Here is a 24,820-nt window from a genome sequence, read left to right on the forward strand (position 1 = left end):
GCTATCGAGTGGCGAGGTAACAGGAGGCTTCACGGGGGCTTTCTTACGCCCTTTCGGCGCCGCCCCCTGCCCTTGCCCTCAACCTTCTTCGCAGCCCCTTCTACGAGCTTCTGGACAGGCATACGGCCAAGTCGCGGGTTGGGGTCAATTCTCTCAACCCCCATTTCTTGATCGGTGAAGTCGTGGGTACCCGGCTCCAAATTAACAAAGCGTGTGTATCGCCCCTCGAAGCCAAGCCGGACGAAACCGGTGGGTCCTTCTCGCTGCTTGCCGATTATGATCTCGGCGGTGCCAGCAAACCGGGAGTCGGGGTTGTACACCTCATCCCGGTACACGAACATGATCACATCAGCGTCTTGCTCGATGGCGCCGGACTCGCGCAGATCGGAGTTCACCGGGCGCTTGTCCTTGCGCTGTTCCACCGAGCGATTGAGCTGCGAGAGTGCAATCACGGGGCAATCAAATTCCTTGGCCAAAGCCTTGAGTGACCTGGAGATGGCCGAAATCTCGTTGGTCCGGTTGAGACCGCCGTATCCGGGGATCTGCATCAGCTGCAGGTAGTCCACCATGATCAGTCCTATCTCGCCGTGCACACGTCGAAGTCTCCGCGTGCGGCTACGCATCTCCGATGGGCTCAGCGCCGGAGTGTCGTCAATGAAGAAGCGATCGTTTTTGTTGAGCGCGTTGGCAGCCTTGGTCAGCTTGGTCCAGTCCTCATTCAACAGCTTCCCGGATCGGACTCGCGACTGGTCAATGCTACCCATCGAGGAGAGCATGCGCGTTAGCAGTGCATCGCCTGGCATCTCCATGGAGTAGACCACGACCACTTTATCCGACCGCAGAACGGCCTCTTCCACAATGTTCATGGCAAAAGTGGTTTTGCCCATGGATGGCCGGCCAGCCACGATGACCAGGTCAGCAGGACGCAACAGGCTCAGTTTGCTATCGAGGTCGACGAAACCTGTCGATAGGCCCAGGGACGCAAGCCCTGACTCATGGGCGGTTTCGATCTTATCGACGGCCTTTCTGAGCAGGGTTTCGATGCCAACCGGACCGCCCTCCTTCGGCCGTTGACCGGCCACAGACAGCATTTTCGCTTCGGCATCATGCACCAGATCTTCCACGGAGCGGCCGGCTGGGGAGTTGGCGCTCTGCTCGATCTCCTCGCACACACCAATGATCTTCCGGAACTGCGAGCGCTCGCTGACTACGCGAGCAAAGGACGCGATGTTGGCGACGGACGGGGTGTTATCGGAAAGCTCTTTCAGATAGGCCAAGCCACCTGCATTCGAGAGCTCACCTGCACGTTCCAAAGCCTCCTGTGCCGTGACGACATCAAGCGCCCGCCCCTCTTCAAGCAGCCTGGCAATAGCCTTGAAAATGAGCCTGTGGTCTGCGCGGAAGAAATCAGATTCGACCACCAGGTCCGAGACACGCACCCAGGCACGTGGCTCGTTCAGCAATCCGCCTAGAATGGCCTGCTCGGCTTCAACAGAATGCGGCAGCTCCCGACTGGGGGTCTGATCGTATTCAGCCGCTAGATGGATATGGTCGTTCAAGCCTCAGGCCTTACTCGTCGAAATGCTGGTGTGGATCGGGCTGCCAGCTGCAATCAGTACCCATAGGTGGTCCTGACCTGCGCTGACAGCTGGGGTTTGGTCACGATGTTCGTTGTTTGGGGGCCTAGAACGCAACTACCACGCGCTGGGTGGCCGGCCGGATCAGAACGTCACTTGGATCAACGTTGCCCGCCCGGTGCGGGTTTGAAAGTCGCAAAGGCCAAACTGCACGAGCCGCGGCTGCCGGTGAGCGATGCAAGTAGCGACCTGGGCGCGGAATGCCGCCAACTCAAGCGGGAGCACTGATCGACCAGTAGCGGCCTGGATCTTATCGCGGAATTCCTGCAGCGCCGCCTCCAAGCCAGCATCATCGCCGGCCTGGCCGGAAGTTTCGGCACTCGGTTTTGGGATCGACATTCAAACTCTCCAGATGGGGCCAAGACTCCGCCTGAGCTGATGCGCAGTCGCGGATTACGATCGCAAGACCGTAACACGTAACTATAATCCTGAAAGATTTACCGAATGTCAAACGGCATATAAGGTCAAGGACACGACCTGTAAGCTACTGAATATCCTATATTTTCAGTGAAATCATGAAGACATTCTAGACCGACTGAAATACAGAACAAGGGAGGATCTAAAGCTCTGCGACCGCTACGACATCGGGTTCCTTCGCCCGGTTGCCCGGCAGCCCCTGGATGTCCGAAGCACTGCCGGCACCGGTATCGAAGACTGGTGCAGCAGGCACAACCCAGTTGTATTGGTGGCCCGACAGCAGCCGTGCTGCGACTTTGTTCGACAGGCTTGAGCGCCAGCGCAAAATCAAGTATTCCTCGACCTCCTTGCGCCCAAACGGGACCGCGCAGAAGGACAGTTCGTAGTTGCTTGAATATACGCTGATCAGGCCCTTTCTGTCCCTAGCGCCAAGTCCGAACAAATCGCAGGTTCTGCGCGCAAAGGTATGGTGCTCAAAGACTGTGAGATCACCCATCCTGGCGCGAAGTGCCGAGGTTTCGCCGACGTAGATTGGAATTTTCTCCTGCCATATCACGTAAACCCCAGCGTCACGTGTGATGTCCTTTTTCCAGTCGTCATCGCCAGCCAATACACGCCGCGGTGCAGCGATGATCGCAGCCTCGTAGTAACGCAGTTGCTCCTGGGTGTTCAAGTGTCTCAGCTCCTGGTACTGCTCTCGTAGGGGGCCGAGCTTCCTCACCCGGCAAATGCCGCTGAATTCTGACTGAATACCACACAAGACTCACTACCGATTTCGCATCCTAGGGCGCCACACCCCAGAGAGAGAGGCAAAGGGCCCTTCGTATTTGAAGGCTGCCAGCACTACTCTAAATAACAATTCTGGGATACTCCCTCAAAGGCGTTTATCGAGGGGCGCGACAAACTTATTTGAGAACGGCTTGTCGTAACCGGCCTTAGAAGCGAGCACACTGAGAATCAGAATCGCACTGACCATTAAAACAACCAAGATTACCCCACCCCACTCGCCGACAAAGGAGCCTTTATCACTTTGGGTTGTATTTTGTTCTGGCATTATGGAGCTCCTATTCATGTGCCACCACAGACGTTCACCCTTGCGTCAACGAAAATCGTAGCAAGCTTTACTGTCCTTGGACTTAAGGCACGCTTTCTGATAACCGGCAGTTGTCTGAATACTCACGATGTCGCCCCTAGCTCCGGACACTGCCCCTTCAAGCTGGTACCAACCCTCAGTAGTTTCCAAGGTCGTAATGGTCGAGAAAGAAGAATGGTGCAGCAGCAGTGATTTAACCTCCCCGGCAGGCCGAGTAACGGTCTCTGGAGCAAAATAGAAGACCCCCCCTGTAACTGCCCCCAGGGCCAACAACAAAGCTGGAGCAATGACCAGAGTATCTCTTACCCGATAATCTAAATCTTTCCATGTTCTGAATATCATATAATCTCATTCCTTAACCACAGCTGCAGGTATCAGCTCATTTTAATTTCGTTCCGGCTCCGAATTCGCTTTTGCCGCCATTTTCGCAGCGCTGCAAATACATCGCACACCATCCCGTGCCAAACCAAAATCAAGACTATCAGAGTAAAATAGTCTGGCGCCCCATCCAAGACAGCAAGCCTTCGCACATCAAAGGCCTCAGTAGATGCAAACATCTTGCCGACCATTGAAACAATCAAGGCAATAACTAATAAAACCACTGCAGAGCGCAATAAACTCAAAACAGTTAGGACAACAAACATTACCAGGGCTTTGAGCGTGACAAGGGTGAAGAACCGAGGGCGCTCACAAACGCCGAGCCAGTTTGTCTTCCAGCCAGAATTACCGTTCTTGTATTTTCTTTTCATATCGACTCAACCTGCACTAATTGCTTGGACTGGAGGGAGTGCGCGAGGCAGAAACCGCATCAACGCCTGGTGCAACCTCAATTTGCGCTTGGGAGAACTGCTCAACTGCACTTCCAGCATCACACCGCTGGACATCAACGCCAGAGCAGCCTGTGGCTCCTGTCCGCTTCTTCTTGAATCCGAACCCATGCCCTGTGGCCAGGTGCACAAACGGCAGTGCCGCCCAGTACCCGACCACAAGCGATGCCGCCTTAGCGGTAAGCCCGGGCAACGTGTATGCGAATGAGCTCGCCGAAAAAGCTGCGATGCAGATGGCGCCAACCACGTAGTTGCGCCGAATTTGTTGTTTGGCGGGCTGCTGGCCTGACGAAATCATGGTGCAGTCCCCTCGAAAGCTTCGGCCTGACGCTCGACTAGCGCGCAGCGCTCCTTCACCCACTCCAGATCTCTAACCCGAATGTCCTGCGCACTTCGGTTGGCATTCACCAGGAGCCGAGTCGCACATCTCGAATCACGGGCCACCGCCTGAATTTCATCAGGTGTCGCAGAGGAAAAACCAGTTCTCAGCTTGCTCAACCCCAGGCCGTTGTAGGCCAGCGGTCCTCCGATCAGAGCGAGCAACGCTACGCCCCAGAAAACCGCACGCTTGCGGGTGTTTTTTTCTGAACTCACCAAGGATCTCCCGGACATGGCTCGCTTGCCGGAATGAAAAGTAACACACAACGCGTACAGATAATTAACCAGTATTGATATCATCCGACGCCCAGGCCACAAGGCCACAGACGAAAGGACACCAAACAGAAATGATGTAGGTTCACAGAAAAGCTGCACGCTTTCACAAATAGATGACCGGCCGGGCCCAAATCTTGGTCTCCGCCGGTCAACATCAAGCCCGCATTAGCGGGCTTTTTTTGCTTCCAATTCCTGCGGGCACCCTGCCCCCAACGGCTGGTCTGAGGCTGGCCGTCTGCGTACGGATGTGGAAAGGAGAATCAGGCCGAAGGGCTCGGCGGATGAATCTGGAAGGAAGTAGCGAATCCAGAAAGGTTTTAATAATGCACCGGAATACAAGCAGATTAATTAAATCTGCTTGTATTAATTTAATACAGATAACAGGCGACTGTAAGAAACACCAAATTGGCTAGTTGGATTAACTGTAGATTTCAATGGAGTGTTGGAATAAGATCTAGGACCGCATTTTCTAGCTTCCAGATTGGATGTTTATGCCAATCAGACAGTTGAAGCAAAAACCTAAGATCAAATTGAAACTGCTGGTGCGGTGACAAGCGTCTTGCTTAGAAAGAAAGAGATCAAGGCGATCTCTGGAAATTCTGATTAGTCATCAAATCCAGACCACTCCAGCAGAAAATGGAGGCCCAAATGTAGAAAAACGCGACCAAAACTGAGAGGTTCTGACCGCGCTTAGCGAAGCGGACTTGCGACGTGAGAAACCGCAATGTCTGCTTTTTCGAAGCCCCTGTCAATCCTCTCCCATCTTTTCGACCTTAGCGAGGCCACTCGACGGCACAGTGTTGCCTGTCGAAAGGCCTCCCTTAGCCTGCCCTGCGCCTCAGTTTTTTGGTGCAGCGGCGGCGCTCGTTTCGAGATTTTTGGAGGTGCTTCATGACGGTGAGAAAGGTAGTCACACGTCGGTCTAACCATTTCCGCGGGTATTTTCCATCGCTGAAAAATCAAAAGCCTGTGCCCTGGGAATCCCAGCTGGAGGGAGCTTTCTTTCGGCTTCTTGAGCTGTCGCCTGCCGTCATCAGTTACGTCGTTCAGCCCAGTGAGGAGCGTGTTCCCTCAGCTCAGGGGTATTTCAAATACTACCCCGACCTACGAGTTTTCCTCTCAGATGGGCGGGACTGGTGGTTTGAGGTGAAGCCGGAAGAACGCCTAAACATAGCTAGAGTCAGAGATCGGCTGGAAACAGCTGAACGCCATTTCATATCTACCGGCCGTAACTTTTCGGTAGTCACTGACAAGCTGATTGAAGAAGAGCCCCTTGCTAGCAACCTTCGTCGATTGATGTCTCATCGGCGTGGTCCAGTGCTTTCGGGTAAGAAGCTTGAGGAGGTGCTGACGGTCCTCAATGACCAGGTCCCCAAGACTGTTTCCGATCTTTTGTTAGCTGTGGGTGAGAGGCCGGGCTGGCGTCTGCTTGGGTTGGGCATTGTGGGTATCGAACTCAATAAGCCCCTCGACACTGACTCCCCGATTTTCCTTCAGGGAGGGCACCGTCATGCAGACCTTTTCCCTTAAGGTGAAATTGGTCGTCATTGTGCGTGGCGTCCTGATGGTCCTTGAGAAGAGGCTCATCGACCGGAGGTTGCTCTTTTTCGATGAGCTCGGCGAACCCACGAAGCTGTCCGAGAAAGAGTTTTATCAGGGCTATGAGAGGCGTGAGATTGAGGTCGCTGCTGATCAGCCTTACCTCGGGAGGGTTCCGTATGTCCGGAACATCCCTCCAGACATTTCATGCTTCCCGGAAAAGCACAGGGGTGAGGCCTTGCGTCGACGCGAGTATCTGAACGCGTTAACTGAGCGCGGTAAAAACAAGCTGCCGAGTGAAGAAGACATGATTGTAGATATTAAGAGAATCGCCAAGAAAATTGGGGATGCCTGTGCACCTTCCATATCAACGATCCGACGTTGGGCTTCCAAATACATAGGAGACAATGTCACAAAGCTTATCCCTCAGCATGCCAAAAAAGGGCGGACTCCTGCGATCCAGGGAGAGCTCAAGGAGATACTCGATGGTGTGATCAACGACAGCTACCTCAAGGACGTGCTGCCTGGCGTTAGTAAGGTCGCGGCTCTGTTCAAAACCAAAGTAGAGGAGGAAAACTTATCCCGATTGCCCTCCAATCAGCTCAGAATTCCATCTGCGATGACTGTCCGTAGGTATATCGCAGCTCTGGATCCGTACTTAGTTGATGAAGCTAGGCTAGGGAAACACGCCGCTAAGCAAAAACACCGCACGGCCATAGGTATGCTGCGCGTTCATGAGATCTTGGAGCGGTGGGAGATTGATCACACTCAACTAGACGTACAGCTGGTGGATGAAACCACGGGACTCTGTATCGGACGCCCCTACCTGACGATTGTCATGGATCGATTCTCCCGGATGGTGATGGGCTATCTGCTTCACCTCTCGGCGCCGAACACAGAGACCGTTCTTCGGGTCATTGAGCGCGCTATTCGTCCCAAAGCCGAGCTGCTCACGCGCTTTCCTAAGGTGCGGAATGAATGGTGGGCCCGAGGCTTACCGACACGGATCGTTCCGGACAACGCAGCTGAATTTCACGCTGGTGATCTCATCATGGGGTTCAACGAACTGGGTATTGAGATTATGTATCCCGCTTCCAGGGCTCCTCAGAAGAAAGGTGCGGTAGAACGTTTTTTCAGTACCCAGAACCTGGGGCTGATTCATAACCTACCTGGAACCACCTTCTCGAATATTCAACAACGTGGTGACTACGACTCCGAGAAGAATGCTTGCTTCACTCTGCCCCAACTGGAAGCGGTGCTGGTGAAATGGATCGTGGATGGTTATCACCAAACGCCGCACCGGGGACTAGCGATGCGGACTCCTGCCAAGGTCTGGGCGACCAGCGAGGCGAATCACGTCATCTCTCTCCCCGTCGACCTAGATTCGTTGGAATGCATCTTGGCCAAGCGCAGCTCGGTGAAGGTTCACCATTACGGAGTCGAGGTTGGAAAGTTGTTCTATCACTCCACGGAGCTCGCGGAACTGCGCATGCGTCTGGCAGAGGGTGAGAAGGTTAACGTTCGTTATCGCGACGAGGCCGGACACGTTTGGGTGCACGATCGCTTCAGAAACTTGTTCTTTCAAGTACCAGCGAAAGACGAGCGCATGGTTGGCAAGAGCCGGGAGCTGTGGAGGGCTGCAGAAAATGCGCTGCGGGAAAAAAACGGTGAGCAACCCAGCTTCGAAGCAACTCACCGGTGTTATCAGGAAATCATGGAAGATGTCGAAGAGGCTCGCCTTTCGCAGAAGCTCAGGCAGAGACGCGAAGCTGCACGAGCCAAAATTGATAAAGAAGGCCGCAAGAGCGAGATCGCGCCTCCCCCTAAAGTACTCGGCGAAATGGAATGGACCGACGATTCCATTGATCACATACCACCCGCTGCTGCTTTCAAAGTTTCGGTCCGTTCGCCTGCAGGGAGTAACAAACCATGAATGTCTCTGAGTCGCCAAAGCTCACCTTCTCGCTACGACACAGGTTTATCCACAGCTCCCAGGCGGTACGAGCGTTGACCCGTCTCAGCGAGGTGCACGCCGATAGTCGGCGCGCCGGGACGAGTAACGGTTTACTGATCCAGGGCCCTAGTGGCGTAGGCAAAAGCACTCTGATCATGGAATACATTCGGTCATTAGAGGATGCCGGCAGCATTGATTCAGAAAAGCGGACTGTTTTGTTTGTAGAGATACCTTCGTCGCCCACCAAGAAGAGTCTCGCGGCAGCGATGCTTACAGCGCTTAAGGATCCATTCGCAACAGCGCGGGGACATTCTGGCGAGGTGAAATTTGCCCGTGTGGTCCTGCTCTTGAAGAATCTCGGTGTGGAGGTGGTAGCGCTCGATGAGGTACAGCACCTGGTCGACTATCACCGACATGGTGCTTATGAGACAGCAGACTGGATCAAGAGCTTGATGAACGATACGAGCATCACGTTCGTTTTGCTTGGTCTGAAGCGTACTGAGCGTTTACTTAAAGCGAACGAGCAACTGCGCCGCAGGTTTTCGGCCACGGTGGATTATGACCGCTTCACCTTGACCGGCAAATCCTCAGTCCAGTTCGTGATGCTTCTTGGGGCGATTCAGGGCGAACTGCCTGTTCCTGCGGTGAGTTTCACTGAGCCAACAATGATCAAACGCTTTCACCTAGCCTCCTATGGCTTGATTGATTACCTCATCAAGATCGTGGATCGAGCCGTCTGGCTGGCCGTAAGTCGTGGCTTAGCAGGAATTGAGCTACCCGTACTCGCAGAGGCGTTCGAGGATGAGGTATGGAGCAGAGCCACAGAGGAACGTAACCCCTTCAGTGGGAGTTTCAATTTCCAGCCACTGATTGGGATGAACGAGCCGTTCGCGAAAGTTGAAGAGGACTAGTGCTCATGATGAGGGCTGGGTGTAGCCCGGCCCTACTCCTCTGATCTTTATGTCTTCGATTTCATGGATGTGTAGGAATGTTTGGTCTTCTAATTAACCCTCGACCTCATCACGACGAAAGCCTCTCAGGCTACTTGCAACGGCTCGCCCTGGCTAACGGGCTCACCAGTAACGACGCGCTCAGGGCTTTCAAGCAGGCGGATGACTGTGACGTTAAGGAGTGGATCCGCCATTGTGGTACACCGCGGAGTTGGCATGAGGCGGCAGTGGAGCTTCGCTCACCCATAACCAGGCCTTTTAAGATTTGGTCAGTGCGCAGTGTCAGGTTCTGCGCGCAGTGCCTGGCTGAGGGAGGCTACTGGAAGGAAACTTGGGAAATCACTTTGGTCACCTCGTGTACTTCCCACCGAACGGAACTCTTAAACTGCTGCCCACATTGCAGTTTGAAAACCTGTCATAACTCGATGCTCGATAACAGATGCAAAGCATGCGGGTTTTCGCTTGCTAGCCCCGGCGCTGAGGAATACACACGGTTAGCTAGCGAACCGTGCCAGTGGCTGTCCTCGGCGCTGGAGAATGCGTTCTACTCACCGCCCTTGCCGAATGCTGGCGGACTTTCAGGACTACCCTTCAACGATCTGCATGAGCTTGCGGCGCGTTTAGCTGTTCGGCGCACGCGAGCTCAAACCTTGATGCAACTGAAGGTTCCAGAAATTTCCTCGGTAGGCGTCTCAAGGACGTTGGCAGATGCAGCAGCCAGGATTCTCATGGACTGGCCCAGCGCATTCAGGCAGTTGCTCGGCGACCTCAAGCATGCTCACTCCAGTTCCGGAGAGTGGAAAGTGACAAGCGCTTTTGGTCCCATCTATCGAGATATCCATCATAGTTTGAGTTCCCCTTGCTTCAGCTTCGTCCGCGACGAATTTGAGTCTTATCTGCTGGAAGAATGGGCGGCACCGTTGTCGAATCGAAATCGATACCTCAGCCACCAGACGGTCGAAAACCATCTATGGGTACCCCTTCAAACCGGGGCTAAAGCGATGGGGCTATCGAGAGCCGCACTGGTGACTCTTTGCCAGCGCGGGCTCGTTGATCACCGAGAGGAAAAGAGAGGTTCGCGGTTACTGAGGGTGGTCCACCTTGGGCAGCTTCAAGAGGTGTCTTATCACAGACATGCGGCGGTCACGTTGAGTGGGGCTTCTAAGATCCTCGGTCTCAGCATGACGCGCGTCCGCCAACTCCTTTCGGGCGGCCTTCTCGAATTCTTTGGCGAGCACCAGGTGGGTCGCAGCCCATGGTTGGTGTCTAGAGATTCGCTTGATGAGTTGATGCCGGGTGATGTCGACCTGGTAACTGAATCGGGGTTGCTAACGATCAATTTCACTGCCAAACATTATCTGCCCGCAGGCGGAGGTCTCGTCGAATTGCTCCAGGCAATCAAATCCGGCGCCCTACAGGCTTATCGTAGCAATAAAGATGAGTCAGCGGCCTTGGGTCAGTTGTTAGTGAGGTCAACTGATCTCGCACTGTGGATGCAGGAGCGTTTCCGAGAAAGCGATTTTGAATTCTCCGGATTATCGGTTTCCCAAGCAGCAGCGATACTGGGGGTCAAGGAGGAGGTCGCCTACGCGTGTGTCCGCTTGGGGCTGCTTAAAAGTAATCCTGCGAAAATTGGCCGTTGCACTCAGCACCGAGTTACTCCGAAGGCGATTGAAACGTTCAGGCAGAGGTACATCCTTGGCCCCGAGATTGCTGCTTACTTGGGGATGTCCCCGAGAGACTCACTCAGGCATCTATGGGACATCCGTTTCAGGCCCGTTGCCGGCCCGACAATGGTGAATGCTTCCTGCCGACAATACGTATGGTCGCGAAGCAAGAAATTGGCCGACTACCTTGTGTGGAGGACCGCTCACGGTAGTGACGCAGATGCTACACAGGCGTCCGTCCAGGCCTAATAGCTCGGGCTCTGGAAAGGATGTCGATGGATCTATGTGGATAATCCTCAAGTCCCAGTCTGGGACTTGAGCATATTTTCGCAGGGTGGTGGTGGCACGGCCTCGAGAGCTATTTAATGGGTGTCCACTTCTGAAATGGACCTCCAAATGCACAAAGCCTTCGTCACAATTTCAAAGAGCACCCTCGCACGTATTCTCAGCGGTGTCGTGCTTCTGTGGATAAACCAAGCGCTACCGAATGCTGCTGATCATGCCGTGCCCTCTGCGGTGGCGCCTGCCGCTGAGATAAGCACAGACCTGGAGCTCTCTGTGAAGCTCTCCATAAAAATGCATTGACGCTCGAACGATCAGCCGCTGAATTCGATGCGCAAAAAAAAGCCCGGTAAGCTGACGCTTACCGGGCTTCTTGTTACATCAGTGAGGCTTGGAAGGTACGTCATCATCCCCAAGGTCGAGCGTACCTTGCTCACCGGCCCCTTCAGGCGGCTTAGCCTTCCGAACTTCATCTACCTCAAAGCAGAACGCGGTTTTACCAACCTCGTGTGCAAAGAGGCGTTTGCCGTTGCGGAGGGTAATGAAGGGTCTGCAAATCATGGTCATACGGGATCTCCTAATGAGAGAACCCGGAGATACCTGCGGCATCTGCAAATGCCGCTAGTCAAGCAGGTGTTGTAAAGAGATAAAGATGTACGTAGAATCTCTTTCCGAGTGTGGAAACCTGACCTCCGGGTTTGTTTTCTAATTGTGCTTTGGAGTTCTGCAAAAACATCCAGTGCACGGTTCAAAGAGCCTGCCAATGCTGCAAACATTGGTGGGCTTTTTTGTCGACAGAAATAACTATCGGCAATTATAAGTATCTCGTCATATCATTCTGGTGTCAACCCCTCCCCCTATTTTTTCCTTTGATTTTCAGTCTCTTGGCCGAAAAAATCAGGAGATGTGGCTCAATCGTCAAGAATTGGCTGTTCCGGGTCGCTTCTCAGGCTCACATAGTCAGCCTGCCAGCGTGTCAGATTGAGCGATTGACTGTATGTCAGCGCTTCATCTGAAATCACATCGATTTCAATGAGCTCAATCCACTTCCAACTCTTGTCTTCCCCGGTTCTGCACCGGTTCTGGAAAAGCTCCTCGATAGCTTTTACTGCAGCTTGAGCTGCCTCTTCAGCAATCTCAGGGTCTTCGTCAGTCTTGTAGAGAACCAGGATCGAGAGCTCGTAGAGATCATCTGATCCGTCTCTGGTCCTCTCCATACCTTGATCAACGTCGAAGAATACGGCCGGGATGTGGTTGCCGGAGTCTTTGAAAAGTTTGGCGAGGCGCTCAGCTACCTTGGTGTCTCTCAGGCGGCGATCAAATTCATCTGGAAATGAAGAGCGGCGATACCTTGCAGCCAGCCAGCGCTGGAAGATGCTTCGTTCCTGTCCGTTCATCAGAAAGGTACGAGCCGGCTCATAGGAGACAAAGGCTTTGGACGGCTCCTGGTGCTCCTTGGAGACTCGAACCCGTTTGCTCGCATCGAACTCACAGAGGAGGTGCTGATCTGTTCCAGTCAGCTCTAGGTGTAGCCGCCTGGCGGTTTTACAGTGTGTGTAATTGCCATCAAGCTTCTCAGCCAGGATTCTGCCTAAGATCAGTTCCACTTCCGGCTCGCCTGCAGCTTCCTGTGCAAGGTCACAGTCGTGTGTAGCAACAACGGCGATGACTTTTTCCTGGCCATCGCCGTCGATGATGATGCCGAGCTGGGCGAGTGTTTGGCTATCGACAATGTATCCTTGTCGCCACGGGGTAGATCGACTCCAGCTCACCATCAACTGCTACCTCATGCTCTGTCTTTCAAATGCGGCGAGCCGACCGACGCGAGGTCTACGGCGGCCCGATTTCGGTTCTTCAGTCTCGAATCCATGGCTGCGCGCTGTGCGCCTTCCTTTTCAGCCATGGCGATGAGTTTTCCAGCAGCCTCTACACCTGACATGCCGCCGGCAACGGCTTCAAATAGAGATCTACCGCCAGGGAGCTTCCGCTTGGCGCTCACTTGTCCTGCGAGCGGATGGGCCACGATACGATCGGCGGCCGCGGCCAGTTCGTAGAGCAGAGCTTCGTTGCCCTCTGAGATGTGCTCACCGGCTTGCCAGTTGTAGATAGCCTGCCTCGAAACTCCGAAGATCGATGCCAATTCAGTCACCGCTGGTTTCAAAGTGGTGCGCACATAAGACAACGCTTCTGCAGCTGTCCTCGGAGCAACTGCGGATTCAAGCTTGGCGTTGCCTTGAATTGATGTTCTGAATTCCCTGCTTTCACGGCTCTCACGAGGCTGAGGTTGCGGTGCCAAGGTGCCAATGCACAACGCGAAGGCCACGGTCAGTCCATAGCCCCAAGCTAACGCAGTGCTTCCTGTTGAACTCTTGGCTTTCTCGCGTTCAGCTTCGAGATGCCGACTCGCCACATTGAAGGATCGCTCTGCCAGCCCCGGGCTTGGGGATGGTGCATACATCGTGTTCATAGGTTAACTCCATGCTGTCCGTGCGTGGTCCGTCACGGTCGCGTTAAAGAACAACTTAACGAGGTCGTGAAGGTGTTGGAACCTATCTCTAATTTCAGCCGAATCGTATTTTCGGCGCTCAGAAAAACTGGCGTCGACGTCGACGGTTGCATGCTGTCCATTGAGCTCGCTGAAGCGATGACCGATCTTGAGCGGGGCGGGCAATAGATCTGGTGGGAAGCGCAGCTCGCTGTTCTGGACAATCACCCGCGACACTACCTGCCCAATGTTAGGAATGGTGGCCGACGACTCGGCAAACGAGTGGTTATACGTCAGCGGCTGTCCTTCGAACTGGTATACCTGTCCCAGGTCAAGTGAGGCAGGAGTACCCCACACCTCACGAGCAAGATACTGCTGCAAGGTTTCCCCTTCTGCAGGTACAACCGCATCAAGGTATCTCAGGCCTAAGCGCTCAAAATAAGCCAGGCCATCCACCGCTTCCTCCAAGATCTTCAGGCCTCGTTCCAGCTCGGCATAGAATTCCGGAAAGGTCTCGTATTCGGTGCAGCGGAACGATAGCGCACTCGGTTCCAGCAGAAAGCCCTGGGTGCCTTCGAGATTGGAGAACGTATAGCTTTCGATCTGCTGAACGCCCGGCTTGAAAGGTTGCGTGTCATCACCACCAGTAACTGCGCCAAAAGAGAACTGCATCTGCTGGGCGCTGTTGAAATCAGGATAACCAGCCTTTCGCATGCGCTCCTGGATCGCCGGTAGGTAGGACTTCAGCGACAGCAGGGTGTTGTGACGCACCTGGCCGATGGTGAAGTAGACCGGGGCGTTTGCGTATTTCGTTCCCATCTCGATTACTCAGCTTGACACTTTGATTGACAGTTTACAGGTAGGTTTACACACTGGCAAACGACTGGTGGGCTGCGAAATGCGGTTCGAGCTAATGCTGTCTGCTGATGAGAGCGTGGATTCGGCTGATGCCCACGCAAATCGCCATCTGGCTACAGTCAGCACAGGGAGTGACCGTTCGTCGCCTTCATTTTCGACCTTGAAGGGAGCGTCAGAGCGGAAAGGTGCTTCTACCAGCGGTTCAAAGGTCAAGATTCACGGCATCTGCCACCGGATAAAAAGCGCCGCTGTAGCTGCAGACGGCTTAGAAAAGAAGGCTCAGGTAGCACCTATGATTTGTGTTGATTGTGTAAAACCGGCTCCACTGAAAAAGCTGTTTGACTCGTCCGGGGCTGAAGCCAACTGCAGGTACTGCAGCCGTCATGGGCAAGTCATCGAGTCACAGCGGTTGTTCGACTACGTGTATGAACGCGTCGCAGAGAACGTCGCTACCAAGGATGACCTATCCGACTACGAGCTCGGCCTGCTGTACCACTGTGGATCGGACTTCATCAACGTTTCAGATATCGGTGTCGTTCTGTCGGAGTGGTTTGATCTTGGTGAAGAGCCCTACTTTGAAGATCTGTGTGGTGGTGTTCCGAGTGAATTCAACATTGATGATCAAGCCAACGAAACGCATTTCTATAGCGATGACGGAACATTGGAGCAGAATTTTTACGAGGAGCGCTGGAAGGCGTTCGTGAACGATGTTCACTACAAACACCGCTATTTCAATACGGGGGCTGGCGAGTTTCTCGACTCCGTCTTTTCACTGCTGGTGACCGACAGCGGCGAGCTCAAACCTGCAGTGATTCGCACCATTGCTGAGGGGCAGTTCCTTTACCGGGCACGTCTTGCCCGGGACCAGGAGCAGGCAGAGAAAATTATTGGTGATCCAGCCGGAGAATTTGGCCCCACGCCTAAGAGCCTTGCTAGCAGTCAGCGTATGACCCCGAACGGAATTTCTGCACTGTACTGCGCGTTTGAGCGGGAAACCTGCCTCAGCGAAATCCGCTCTATCACTGGCGACCACGTGGTCAGCGCTGCCCTGACCCCTATTAGCGAACTGAAGCTGTTGGACCTCACCGTACTGGATCGAGTGGAGCCTCCAGAGCTTACGATGTTGGATGAGGGATACCGCGACTCGCTGCATCGGAAGGCTTTCCTTGGCTCTTTGGTCAAGAAGATGTCTCGCCCTAAAGCACGAAACGACGAGTTGAGCTATCTGTCCACGCAGGTTGTTTTCGAATACCTCCGGTTGCGTTTTGGTAAGTACGTGGATGGACTGGTGTTCCCCTCTGTCCAAACGGGCGAGGTAGGGACAAACGTGGTTCTTTTCCCCGAATCCAGCCTACTTTCCTATGTGCCTCCGGAGAATCCTGACCCAGCAGACGGTCCTGTCGGGAGGGAAACGCTTGCTCACAACCCATTTGGACCATCGGCTAGGCTCGTCGTCGTTGCTAAATCCTTCCGGTTCCACAAGGTTACTGCGATCGAAACGAAGGCCAAGGAATACGACCACATCTATGGATTGTTTATGAGCGAGTTAAATCGCAAGCGGCTCGGACCAATTTTCGATTGAAATCGAGGGCGGAAGGCGCTGGCTTCTGCCACATAAATATTCGTATGCGAGACTGAACTGTAAGCCGTAACCGTCTGGCCAACTCACCCCTCAGCACACAGACCAGCTCGGACAAGAACGGGTGGAAAACAAAGCCTTGCCCGCAGGTATACCCATTGAATAAGCCTGTATCTGACGTAGGTCATGCAGAGCCTGCCAGCGGGTCGCAATCGACGATGGCTTCATTGTATACTTCGGCTCCGCATACCCCTTGAGCTACAGGAACATCAGCATGACTGTACTCCAAACGATCTACTGGCAGCCTACGCCGCCTTAGCGCTACGCCCCCTCGCAACAACCTGCTTCCGCTAGCCTCGCTCGCGGGTGCTCACTGCTGTACGCCTGGTTTTACACCTTAAGCACACAGCAAAAAATCCTCAAAATTTGAATTTGTATCGATTCGCTCGCCACTCCCTTGGCGTGCGCGATGCTTTGCCTTGGATATTTATATGCTGCAAAAACTTAGACAAACGTGGTTTTCCAACGTCCGTGCCGACGTGCTCGCGGGGCTGGTGGTCGCACTCGCGCTGATCCCGGAAGCCATCGCCTTTTCCATCATCGCCGGGGTAGATCCCAAAGTCGGTCTCTACGCCTCCTTCTGTATCTGTGCTGTCATCGCCTTTGTCGGCGGGCGCCCCGGAATGATCTCGGCGGCGACAGGCGCCATGGCACTGCTGATGGTTACGCTGGTAAAAGAGCATGGACTCCAGTACCTGCTGGCCGCGACGCTACTATGTGGCGTACTTCAAATCCTTGCCGGCTACCTGAAGCTCGGCTCGTTGATGCGCTTTGTTTCACGCTCGGTAGTCACCGGCTTCGTAAACGCATTAGCGATTCTGATTTTTATGGCGCAATTGCCTGAGCTGACCAATGTCACCTGGCATGTCTATGCCATGACCGCTGCGGGCCTGGGAATCATCTACCTGTTCCCGTATGTACCGAAAATCGGCAAGGTGATTCCCTCTCCATTGGTGTGCATTCTGACGCTGACTGCCATCGCCATTTACCTCGGTTTGGATATCCGCACCGTCGGTGACATGGGCCAACTGCCTGATACGCTCCCGATCTTCCTCTGGCCTGAAGTTCCGCTGAATTTTGAAACCCTGCGCATCATTTTCCCGTACTCGGCTGCGTTGGCAGTAGTGGGTCTACTCGAATCAATGATGACCGCGACCATCGTCGACGACCTTACCGACACCACCAGCAACAAAAACCGCGAGTGCAAAGGCCAGGGTGTGGCCAACATCGCTGCCGGCATGCTTGGCGGCATGGCAGGTTGCGCCATGATCGGCCAGTCGATCATCAACGTGAAATCTGGTGGCCGCACCCGTCTCTCGACATTGTGTGCCGGCGTTTTCCTGCTGCTGATGGTGGTATTTCTTGGCGAATGGCTCTCCAAAATCCCTATGGCGGCACTCGTGGCTGTGATGATCATGGTGTCCATCGGCACCTTTAGCTGGGATTCCTTGCGTAATCTGAAAGAGCATCCGCTGTCGACCAACCTCGTCATGGTGGCGACCGTCGTGGTCGTCGTGGCCACTCACAATCTGGCTTACGGCGTACTGGTAGGTGTGCTGCTGGCCTCCCTGTTCTTCGCAAACAAGGTCGGGCACTACCTGGATATCAAGAGCACTCTTGAAGAGACGAAATCGCATCGGACTTACCGCGTCGTGGGCCAGGTGTTCTTTAGCTCTGCGGACAAGTTCACTGAGGTTTTTGACTTCAAGGAGGCGCTCAACAAGGTCACCATCGATCTCACACAGGCGCATTTCTGGGATATCACCGCCGTCGCAGCGCTGGATAAGGTCGTGATCAAGTTCCGACGCGAAGGCGCTGAGGTTGAAGTGCTCGGTCTCAATGAAGCCAGCGCGACAATCGTTGACCGCTTCGGCGTGCATGACAAACCCGGTGCCATCGACAAGCTCATGAGCCACTAAGGAGAACGACAATGACCCGCGTAATGGCATGCATTGATAACTCACAATCCTCATTGGCGGTCTGCGATTACGCAGCATGGGCCTCGCAACGACTCAGCGCTCCCCTGACCTTGCTTCATGTGCTGGATAAGGAGAAATATCCTGCATCCGCTGACCTCAGCGGCAATATCGGTCTCGGTAGCAGAGAACATCTGCTGGAAGAGTTGGCCATGCTGGATGCGCAGCGGGCAAAACTGGCGTTGGAGCATGGGCAGCACATGCTTGAAAAAGCTCGCGAGCGAACAGTTCACTCTGGCGCCATGTCACCTGATATGAAGCAGCGCCATGGCCATCTCGTCGAGAGCCTGAGCGATCTCCAAGACGATATTCGGTTACTGGTGATTGGAAGAGTCGGTGAGGACAGCACGCGCAGTGCCCAAAGTCTTGGCAGCCAGATTGAAGCGATAGTCCGAACTATCCACCGCCCCACCCTGATTACAACCAGCCATTTCAGGAAACCTGAAACGGTCATGGTGGCATTTGACGGCAGCGCAACAGGCCACAAGACCTTACAGATGCTTGCTTCAAGCCCGCTGTGCGAAGGCCTGCCAATTCATATCGTCATGGTTGGAACGGATTCTGAAGACAACCAGAACGCGCTGGAGAAGGCACGAACCACGCTTGCGTCTTCCGGCTCGCTGGTGCATTCCGAGATCCGCCCAGGCGAAGTAGAGTCCACACTGCATGCGTATCAGGCAGAGCACGGCATTGACCTCTTGGTCATGGGGGCGTACGGGCACTCACGCATCAGGCAGTTTCTGATAGGCAGCACGACCACGACGATGCTGCGTACATCCACTGTACCCTTATTGCTGCTTCGCTGAGCCAGTTCCACTGGCCACAGTATTTCCAGAACTGAGGAAATACCGTGGCCACCCTGGACGATGACTAACTGATCTTGCCGCTACGAGACCACATGCAACTCATAACTGAAATTGTTCACCCCGAGCTGAAATCCAAGCAGGGCAGAGTATTCCGTCGACATGCAGCTCGCGGCATCGTGATGCGGGGTGAACAGATCCTGTTGCTGTTCACCGAGCGCTATAACGATTTCAGCTTTCCTGGAGGCGGCCTTGATGGTGACGAGGACATTGTCGCAGGCCTGAAGCGTGAGCTTGAGGAAGAGACTGGTGCTCGTGAAATACAGGTGCTCCAGCACTACGGTTACATCGAGGAGTACCGGCCCTACCAAAAGCCACAGTACGATCTGATGCACATGACCTCGCATTTTTATCAATGCGAAGTAGCGCCCCAGCTAGAGCCGGTGAGAATGGAAAGCCACGAAATCGCTAATGGTATGCGGCCTGTCTGGATCAACCTGCATGAAGCCATCGCACACAATGAAGCCGTCATGCAGCGTCACGAGTCTTCGATGGGGCAGTCAATTCTGCGCGAAACCTACATGCTGAGAAAAGTCGCTTCCGAATTGTTGATGCCAATCAGCCTTTGAGCTGACTATTTGGCGAAGTCCACTTAGCCTGCCTCAGGCAAGCATCCAATGCTGCGGGAGTAATTGCGTGATTTCGCTCGCCCGCTGTGTCGGAAGCCGCATCAGTACATCCTTGAGATAGGCATACGGATCGTGCCCATTCATACGCGCCGACTGGATCAGGCTCATGATTGCCGCCGCCCTTTTTCCACTGCGCAGCGACCCGGCAAATAACCAGTTCGAGCGCCCAAGCGCCCACGGCCGGATCAAATTCTCGATCTGGTTATTGTCGATGGGCACAGCACCATCTTCCAGGTAGCGCGTCAGCGCTACCCAGCGTTTAAGGCTGTAATCCAGGGCCTTGGCCGTGGCCGAACCCTCGGGCACAAGTTCGCGTTGGGCCAACATCCACTCATGCAGTTTTTCAGCGATGGGCACCGCTGTTTCCTGACGTAATCGCCAGCGGGCTTCGTCGCTCATTTCCTTGGCGTGTCGCTCGACTTCATACAACCCGCCAATCGAGTGAAGCGCCTGCTCCGCCAACTGGCTTTTATTGGCTGCATGCAGGTCGAAGAATTTGCGGCGTGCATGGGCCATGCAGCCGATTTCGGTGATGCCCAGCTCGAAGCTGGCCTTGTAGCCGGCGAAGTCATCGCAGACCAGCTTACCGTTCCACGTGCCCAGGAAGTTACGCGCATGTTCGCCGGCACGGCTGGGGCTGAAGTCGTAGACCACGGCCTTTAGGGCCGAGAAAGGCGTGGTGCTATAGGCCCACACGTAAGCGCGGTGGGTTTTCTTTTCGCCTGGTGCGAGCATCTGAACCGGGGTCTCATCGGCGTGGATCACGCCCTGGGCCAACACATGCTCACGCAGCGCATCGACCAGAGGCTGGAGCTGCACACCGGTCTGTCCGATCCATTGCGCCAGTGTCGAACGGGCGATGGGCAGTCCGGCCCGACCAAAAATCTTCTCCTGCCGGTACAGCGGTAAATGGTCGGCGAACTTCGCCACCATCACGTGGGCCAAAAGGCCTGCGGTCGGGATGCCCTTGTCGATCACTTGGGCCGGTACAGGCGCCTGGATCAGTGTTTCACACTGACGGCACGTCCATTTTCCACGCACATGCCGCTCAACTGTGAACACGCCCGGAGTGTAATCGAGCTTCTCGCTGACGTCTTCGCCGATTCGCTGAAGCTGGCAGCCGCACACGCACTGAGTATTCTCTGGTTCGTGACGGATCACGGTTCGCGGAAACTGCGGCGGCAGTGGTGCACGCTTGGGCTTATGACGTGGCTCGGCCGGTGCGGCCGGCGGATTGGCTGCCTTCAGCTCGGCTTCGATAGCTGCGATATCGGTATCGAGCAGATCATCAAGCAGACTGCCTTGGTCGGGGCTCAGTTGCTCGCTGCGCTTGGCGAACTTGTGTCGCTTGAGGATGGCGATTTCATGAGCCAGTTGCTCGTTGACCGTTTCGAGGCGTTGGATTTTCTGGCTCATGGAGTCGACCTGGGACAGCAACTGCATAGCCTGTTCGGCCAAGCCGCGCAGCTGTTCCGGTGTCATCTGGTCGAGATTGGGCGAGGAAGTCATGCCGCTGATTGTGTCAGAGCAGGTCGTCAACAGCGATAAACCGATGGGCTAATGGCAGGGGCTAAAGCACTGTGATCGCGCTGCCTGCGCCGACCCGCTGCCACGGCAAACCCAGTACCAAGGCTTGAAGTTGCTCGTTATCGAGTTCGACTTCCGATCCGTGACGGATGCCGGGCCAATGAAACTTGCCTTGGTTCAATCGTCGCGCTGCCAGCCAAATGCCCACACCGTCATGCACCAAGACTTTCATTCGGTTGGCACGGCGATTAGCGAAGAGGTATGCGCAGTGCGGCTTCGCCACACCGAACACCGCGATCACCCTGGCCAGCGCGGTCTCGGTACCGGCGCGCATGTCCATAGGCTCGGTGGCAAGCCAGATGGCATCGATCCGAATCATTCCAACAGGTCTCGCAGAAAGGTGGCACAGGCGACAGCGCTTTCGGTCGGCCAGTTCACTTTGACGGTGCCACGCGGGTGCTGGATTTCAATGCAGATACTTGATGAAGCTGCCTGCGAATGTCCTCCGGCTAGCGGCAAGGGCACTGGAATGAAAGCAGGTTGCAGCGCCATAGTTTTGTTCGTGAGTACCCTAATCCATTTATGTACGAGGTTCGCGTTAAGGCTGTGCTTCTGCGCGACGCTGGCAATCGATGCGCCGGGCTGGGCGCACTCTTGGACAACTTGGGCCTTGAAGGATTTTGAATAGGAACGGCGTTGTGACTGCATGGAAAGACCCGCTTAAAAGGCTAGAAATGGTGTCCACTTAAATTAGGTGGACACCATCGCCTTTGGCGTCGGGGTCAGGAAGGTGAGTTGGCCGGACGGTTACTGTAAGCCCCCGAAAGGGGGCGTTACAGCTATTGACCCAGTACCTGGGTGAGCAGGATGGTCTAAATTTTCTTTGCTGACGCCTCTGGATATTGATTCTTGGCGACCGCGCATGCGTCGCCGGTATCGAGCTCAACCCATGGTGCTACTGCTATCAAAGCGCCGACTACGATGAACGTGAGAATTGTCAGAAATGACAAGCCGCTCGCTACAGTAGTGGCGACCAGGTAGCCAAAGACTTCTCGGAAGCCAAGCTCACCAGTCATGTCCCAAGCGAAAAGAATCAAGCTGATAGTGGAGTGGGCGCACAGCACTGATCCAATCAGGAGTGAAATCCCCACAGCGCTTACAGCCAGTCTTGCCTTTGCATCCATTGTCTCGGTCCTGCATCGGGAGTCATGCGACATAGCACTTAGGCATCAAAGCACAACGAAGATGTCGCCGCGACCCAAAACCGTGCGTCCTTTTTCGCTGTGCTTTTCGGACCGAGCCCCGAGGTTATGATTTTTCACGCTCCACTGCTGTCTGCACTGAAACACCTTTTCTACGCAGCCTAATAAGCAGAGAGCTCAAAAAGGTATATCGAAATCATGCCGCCAAGATGCGTGAGACGTCTGATCATGCTGGGAACGTGCCAGCCAGGGGGGCGGTGGCCCTCCTGGAATGACTTTTGCGTCGTCCAGCACAATGGCGAACTCTATGACGCCTTGCGTGGCGAGTAGGCCAAGGAGCGTTTCAAAAGTCTTGAAGACCCGATCACCGCCTCGTTGCCGCTGCAGGATATGCACCCCGTCAGGTGTTGAAATCTCCAAGACAAAGTAGCCGCCAGCTATTCGCCTGACGTAAGGAACCGCTTTGGGAGCTCTAAGCCTCTCCCCCAGATCTTGCTCAATGAAACCAACCATACAGCACCTTTCAATTCGACGATTTTGATTCATTTTAGCGCTTTTGAAGGCGGTTTTTTGCAGGTAAGGCATGCTGAAATTAACTAATAAGAAATCGCTCAAGGCCTTGAATCACAAGGCCTTGCTTGAGATTTTTCAATAATGGATCATCTAGATGCTGTTGGGGGAAGGATGTGAAATGGATTCTGAACTGGTTTCGGAGCCCACCATCATGGATTCATTCAGCACCATTTTTTCGGCCGCACTCACAGCGGATCCCCTTAACTTGGCACTTTGTGCAGTGATCACCCTTTCGGTGGCAGTCGTCGCCGTCGTATGGAAACGGAGCTGATATATGAGGACTCAAGTCAAGGCTGACTTTGCTCGGCTCCCCATCAAGTGGATTCAAAGCGGTGGTGTCGCCGTCTTCGATAGCCGGTTGGGAGATGGTGAACGCTGTCAGCTGGAGCAAAACAAGAGCCTTGGCGCCCTCAGGCTCTTCATCAGCTTGTGCATGATTGCGGACTACTACACGGGGCAGGTGAAAACGACATACCCAAAATTGATTGCTCTATCCGGGTTGTCGAGGCCGATCGTTGCTCGATCACTCAAACGCCTGGTAGAAGCGGGGCTGCTTGAGAAATATGACAAGCCTCTACGCGAAGGGACGATTTTGCAGATGGCAGGCTGGGAGGAGCGCTTTCATGGGAAGCTGCCCAAATCTAGGCTTTACGATGGAAGCAAGACTCAGCTACTGGTGCTGCACCAGTTCGAGTTCAGCGCGCTGAGCCTGTATGCGTTGAAGGTTTTCCTGGTCATCTGTGCGTTCAGAAGCAAAGACAATTTCAACATCGCCACCATCAACTACTCAACCATCTCAAGGTTGGCTGGCGTGCCTATGCATCAGATCCCAGGCTCGTTGAATCGCCTGTATCACTTGGAGCTGATTTCGTACAAACAAGCTGATTACTACGAACCTGGGAACACGGAACAGGATCGGACCAATCGTTATTTGGTCCGAGGGCTTGGCGATAGATGGCCAGCGTTTAACCCTGAGAGGCTAGCTGGAAAGCCTACCAAGGCGAGCAAAGCAAAGGTTGCGGCCGCTAACGAATTCGTCGCGATTAGAGGCTGATCATGTCCTCTACCCGGTATCGTCACCACAGGACCATTCAGGCTGAGCTTGCTGTCGGCGGACTGTCCACGCGAGCCAGGGGTAAGTACCATCTGGGAGGCTTGATTTAGAGAGGCCCAACGGCAATGAACGAGTACAAGCTCCACGCCCAAGACACGGGCGGTAAACCCATCGACAAGGATGCATTCGAGTTAGATACCCTCCGAAGGGCGCCTTGGTATCAACCAGGGAGTGGCGACAAGCTCGCGCAATTCGCGGTTTGCCCTCGGTGCGACAATCCAATTCAGCTGATGGGGCTATACCAGTTACCGCCCAACGTTAAGAATCCGTTTGGGAGGCACACTACGTCCGGTATCCATGGGATTGGTCCGATTGATACCGAGGCCCGTGACAACTGCCCTTATTTCAATCCACGCCAGCACGAGAAAACGGACCGTAAAGCAAGGTTTGATGGGGTTCCGCGGAAAATTGTCCACCTCTTGATTGAGCAATTTGACCGCGTCGTTTACATCCTAGAGAAGCAAACCCAAGTGGTGCTTTCCAAGAAGGCTTTGGGCGGCATGCTGGAGCGTTATAAGGCTGAACAGGGGTATCTCTACACTGGCGCGACATTACGCAATGTTCCCTGGATTTTTGCCTACATGTCGGACGCGACTCCCCTTTTTGCCCAGAGGGTGAGCAAGAATCTTGAACTGGCCAACGCTATCAAGACCCATGTGCCAGAGGCGGCGATCAACGAGGACGGGCGATTGTTCCCATGCGCATCTGCAGGGGCCAGGGGCGGCTATCTCGACCTTGAGATGAGCTTTATCAAGCACCGAATCATCCGGGGCAGTGAGACATCAGGCTTGAGCGAGAGCATGAGATTAGTGCTGTCGCAAAAGCGACGGAGTGGCCCAGTCGAAATCTATCGGCAAGAAATCCAGTTCGACCCGGATGGATTCGAGCGCCTCATCAATACGCCGTAACCGATCCATGAACCCCACCTTCCACA

General features: G+C 54.4%; 28 protein-coding genes and 1 pseudogene. 13 read left to right on the forward strand and 16 right to left on the reverse strand.

Annotated elements, in window-relative coordinates; genetic code table 11:
- Positions 1–29 precede the first annotated feature (29 nt).
- The 7 genes from dnaB to ACE4QZ_RS01880 all read right to left on the reverse strand — a co-directional run bounded on the left by dnaB (position 30) and on the right by ACE4QZ_RS01880 (position 4,568).
- Positions 30–1,559 carry a replicative DNA helicase gene (dnaB, locus tag ACE4QZ_RS01850; RefSeq protein ID WP_181718362.1) on the reverse strand — a complete coding sequence of 510 codons (1,530 nt, stop codon included), beginning with the start codon at positions 1,557–1,559 and terminating at the stop codon, positions 30–32.
- Positions 1,560–1,721: 162 nt separating this feature from the next.
- Positions 1,722–1,976, reverse strand: coding sequence for a hypothetical protein (locus ACE4QZ_RS01855; RefSeq protein WP_181718361.1), 255 nt, complete (start codon positions 1,974–1,976; stop codon positions 1,722–1,724).
- A 220-nt stretch (positions 1,977–2,196) separates the two neighbouring features.
- Positions 2,197–2,727 carry a hypothetical protein gene (locus ACE4QZ_RS01860; protein WP_181718360.1) on the reverse strand — a complete coding sequence of 177 codons (531 nt, stop codon included), beginning with the start codon at positions 2,725–2,727 and terminating at the stop codon, positions 2,197–2,199.
- A 201-nt stretch (positions 2,728–2,928) separates the two neighbouring features.
- Positions 2,929–3,108: a hypothetical protein gene (locus ACE4QZ_RS01865; RefSeq protein WP_181718359.1), complete on the reverse strand. Its 180-nt coding sequence runs from the start codon at positions 3,106–3,108 to the stop codon at positions 2,929–2,931.
- 45 nt (positions 3,109–3,153) lie between these two features.
- Positions 3,154–3,489 carry a hypothetical protein gene (locus ACE4QZ_RS01870; protein ID WP_181718358.1) on the reverse strand — a complete coding sequence of 112 codons (336 nt, stop codon included), beginning with the start codon at positions 3,487–3,489 and terminating at the stop codon, positions 3,154–3,156.
- Between the two features lie 32 nt (positions 3,490–3,521).
- Positions 3,522–3,896, reverse strand: coding sequence for a hypothetical protein (locus tag ACE4QZ_RS01875; protein ID WP_225786318.1), 375 nt, complete (start codon positions 3,894–3,896; stop codon positions 3,522–3,524).
- A gap of 372 nt (positions 3,897–4,268) precedes the next feature.
- A complete protein-coding gene (locus tag ACE4QZ_RS01880) occupies positions 4,269–4,568 on the reverse strand; it encodes a hypothetical protein (protein ID WP_225786317.1) in 300 nt (99 codons plus the stop codon).
- Positions 4,569–5,519: 951 nt separating this feature from the next.
- Here ACE4QZ_RS01880 and ACE4QZ_RS01885 point away from each other — a divergent pair.
- The 6 genes and pseudogenes from ACE4QZ_RS01885 (at position 5,520) to ACE4QZ_RS01910 (ending at position 11,323) form a co-directional block, all read left to right on the forward strand.
- A complete protein-coding gene (locus ACE4QZ_RS01885) occupies positions 5,520–6,158 on the forward strand; it encodes a TnsA endonuclease N-terminal domain-containing protein (protein ID WP_186595131.1) in 639 nt (212 codons plus the stop codon).
- Positions 6,139–8,100, forward strand: coding sequence for a Mu transposase C-terminal domain-containing protein (locus tag ACE4QZ_RS01890; RefSeq protein WP_410480271.1), 1,962 nt, complete (start codon positions 6,139–6,141; stop codon positions 8,098–8,100). The genes ACE4QZ_RS01885 and ACE4QZ_RS01890 overlap by 20 nt, the downstream gene beginning before the upstream one ends.
- Positions 8,097–9,032 (forward strand): TniB family NTP-binding protein, encoded by a 936-nt coding sequence (locus tag ACE4QZ_RS01895; RefSeq protein WP_410480272.1) that lies wholly within the window; start codon positions 8,097–8,099, stop codon positions 9,030–9,032. Before ACE4QZ_RS01890 ends, ACE4QZ_RS01895 begins: the two co-directional genes overlap by 4 nt.
- Positions 9,033–9,109: 77 nt before the next feature.
- Positions 9,110–9,391: pseudogene (locus tag ACE4QZ_RS01900) on the forward strand (TniQ family protein); the annotation flags it as partial.
- 105 nt (positions 9,392–9,496) lie between these two features.
- Positions 9,497–10,987, forward strand: coding sequence for a helix-turn-helix domain-containing protein (locus ACE4QZ_RS01905; protein ID WP_410480472.1), 1,491 nt, complete (start codon positions 9,497–9,499; stop codon positions 10,985–10,987).
- A 147-nt stretch (positions 10,988–11,134) separates the two neighbouring features.
- On the forward strand, positions 11,135–11,323 hold the full coding sequence (locus tag ACE4QZ_RS01910; protein WP_186595154.1) for a hypothetical protein: 189 nt from the start codon (positions 11,135–11,137) through the stop codon (positions 11,321–11,323).
- Between the two features lie 78 nt (positions 11,324–11,401).
- Here ACE4QZ_RS01910 and ACE4QZ_RS01915 read toward each other — a convergent pair whose 3' ends face one another.
- The 4 genes from ACE4QZ_RS01915 to ACE4QZ_RS01930 all read right to left on the reverse strand — a co-directional run bounded on the left by ACE4QZ_RS01915 (position 11,402) and on the right by ACE4QZ_RS01930 (position 14,324).
- Positions 11,402–11,587: a hypothetical protein gene (locus tag ACE4QZ_RS01915; RefSeq protein WP_186595156.1), complete on the reverse strand. Its 186-nt coding sequence runs from the start codon at positions 11,585–11,587 to the stop codon at positions 11,402–11,404.
- A gap of 344 nt (positions 11,588–11,931) precedes the next feature.
- On the reverse strand, positions 11,932–12,795 hold the full coding sequence (locus ACE4QZ_RS01920; RefSeq protein WP_410480273.1) for a hypothetical protein: 864 nt from the start codon (positions 12,793–12,795) through the stop codon (positions 11,932–11,934).
- Positions 12,796–12,806: 11 nt separating this feature from the next.
- Complete coding sequence (locus tag ACE4QZ_RS01925; RefSeq protein WP_186595160.1) at positions 12,807–13,487, reverse strand: Cro/Cl family transcriptional regulator; 681 nt, start codon at positions 13,485–13,487, stop codon at positions 12,807–12,809.
- 3 nt (positions 13,488–13,490) lie between these two features.
- A complete protein-coding gene (locus ACE4QZ_RS01930; protein WP_060514600.1) occupies positions 13,491–14,324 on the reverse strand; it encodes a TIGR04255 family protein in 834 nt (277 codons plus the stop codon).
- 79 nt (positions 14,325–14,403) lie between these two features.
- Here ACE4QZ_RS01930 and ACE4QZ_RS01935 point away from each other — a divergent pair, with 79 nt between their 5' ends.
- From ACE4QZ_RS01935 to ACE4QZ_RS01950, 4 genes are all read left to right on the forward strand, one after another.
- Positions 14,404–15,945 (forward strand): RES family NAD+ phosphorylase, encoded by a 1,542-nt coding sequence (locus ACE4QZ_RS01935; RefSeq protein ID WP_410480274.1) that lies wholly within the window; start codon positions 14,404–14,406, stop codon positions 15,943–15,945.
- Between the two features lie 488 nt (positions 15,946–16,433).
- Positions 16,434–17,921: a SulP family inorganic anion transporter gene (locus tag ACE4QZ_RS01940; protein ID WP_009684101.1), complete on the forward strand. Its 1,488-nt coding sequence runs from the start codon at positions 16,434–16,436 to the stop codon at positions 17,919–17,921.
- A gap of 11 nt (positions 17,922–17,932) precedes the next feature.
- Positions 17,933–18,784 carry a universal stress protein gene (locus tag ACE4QZ_RS01945; protein WP_012316922.1) on the forward strand — a complete coding sequence of 284 codons (852 nt, stop codon included), beginning with the start codon at positions 17,933–17,935 and terminating at the stop codon, positions 18,782–18,784.
- 92 nt (positions 18,785–18,876) lie between these two features.
- Positions 18,877–19,410 (forward strand): NUDIX hydrolase, encoded by a 534-nt coding sequence (locus ACE4QZ_RS01950; RefSeq protein WP_009684099.1) that lies wholly within the window; start codon positions 18,877–18,879, stop codon positions 19,408–19,410.
- A gap of 33 nt (positions 19,411–19,443) precedes the next feature.
- Here the strand turns inward: ACE4QZ_RS01950 and tnpC are convergent, their stop codons facing one another.
- The 5 genes from tnpC to ACE4QZ_RS01975 all read right to left on the reverse strand — a co-directional run bounded on the left by tnpC (position 19,444) and on the right by ACE4QZ_RS01975 (position 22,814).
- Positions 19,444–20,979, reverse strand: coding sequence for an IS66 family transposase (gene tnpC / locus ACE4QZ_RS01955; RefSeq protein WP_009684098.1), 1,536 nt, complete (start codon positions 20,977–20,979; stop codon positions 19,444–19,446).
- Between the two features lie 61 nt (positions 20,980–21,040).
- Positions 21,041–21,376, reverse strand: a complete 336-nt coding sequence (gene tnpB / locus ACE4QZ_RS01960) for an IS66 family insertion sequence element accessory protein TnpB (protein WP_009684097.1) — start codon at positions 21,374–21,376, stop codon at positions 21,041–21,043.
- Positions 21,373–21,705, reverse strand: a complete 333-nt coding sequence (gene tnpA / locus ACE4QZ_RS01965) for an IS66-like element accessory protein TnpA (protein ID WP_009684096.1) — start codon at positions 21,703–21,705, stop codon at positions 21,373–21,375. The genes tnpB and tnpA overlap by 4 nt, the downstream gene beginning before the upstream one ends.
- 164 nt (positions 21,706–21,869) lie before the next feature.
- Positions 21,870–22,181: a hypothetical protein gene (locus tag ACE4QZ_RS01970; RefSeq protein ID WP_186595164.1), complete on the reverse strand. Its 312-nt coding sequence runs from the start codon at positions 22,179–22,181 to the stop codon at positions 21,870–21,872.
- 195 nt (positions 22,182–22,376) lie between these two features.
- Positions 22,377–22,814 carry a hypothetical protein gene (locus tag ACE4QZ_RS01975; protein WP_410480275.1) on the reverse strand — a complete coding sequence of 146 codons (438 nt, stop codon included), beginning with the start codon at positions 22,812–22,814 and terminating at the stop codon, positions 22,377–22,379.
- 76 nt (positions 22,815–22,890) lie between these two features.
- Between ACE4QZ_RS01975 and ACE4QZ_RS01980 the strand changes: the two genes are divergently transcribed.
- From ACE4QZ_RS01980 to ACE4QZ_RS01990, 3 genes are all read left to right on the forward strand, one after another.
- Positions 22,891–23,043 (forward strand): hypothetical protein, encoded by a 153-nt coding sequence (locus ACE4QZ_RS01980; RefSeq protein WP_410480276.1) that lies wholly within the window; start codon positions 22,891–22,893, stop codon positions 23,041–23,043.
- Positions 23,044–23,046: 3 nt separating this feature from the next.
- Positions 23,047–23,826 carry a hypothetical protein gene (locus tag ACE4QZ_RS01985; RefSeq protein WP_186595166.1) on the forward strand — a complete coding sequence of 260 codons (780 nt, stop codon included), beginning with the start codon at positions 23,047–23,049 and terminating at the stop codon, positions 23,824–23,826.
- A 125-nt stretch (positions 23,827–23,951) separates the two neighbouring features.
- Positions 23,952–24,794 (forward strand): hypothetical protein, encoded by an 843-nt coding sequence (locus tag ACE4QZ_RS01990; RefSeq protein ID WP_410480392.1) that lies wholly within the window; start codon positions 23,952–23,954, stop codon positions 24,792–24,794.
- Positions 24,795–24,820 lie beyond the last annotated feature (26 nt).

The sequence above is a fragment of the Pseudomonas sp. DCA-1 genome (assembly GCF_046523955.1).
Taxonomy (GTDB): domain Bacteria; phylum Pseudomonadota; class Gammaproteobacteria; order Pseudomonadales; family Pseudomonadaceae; genus Aquipseudomonas; species Aquipseudomonas putida_Y.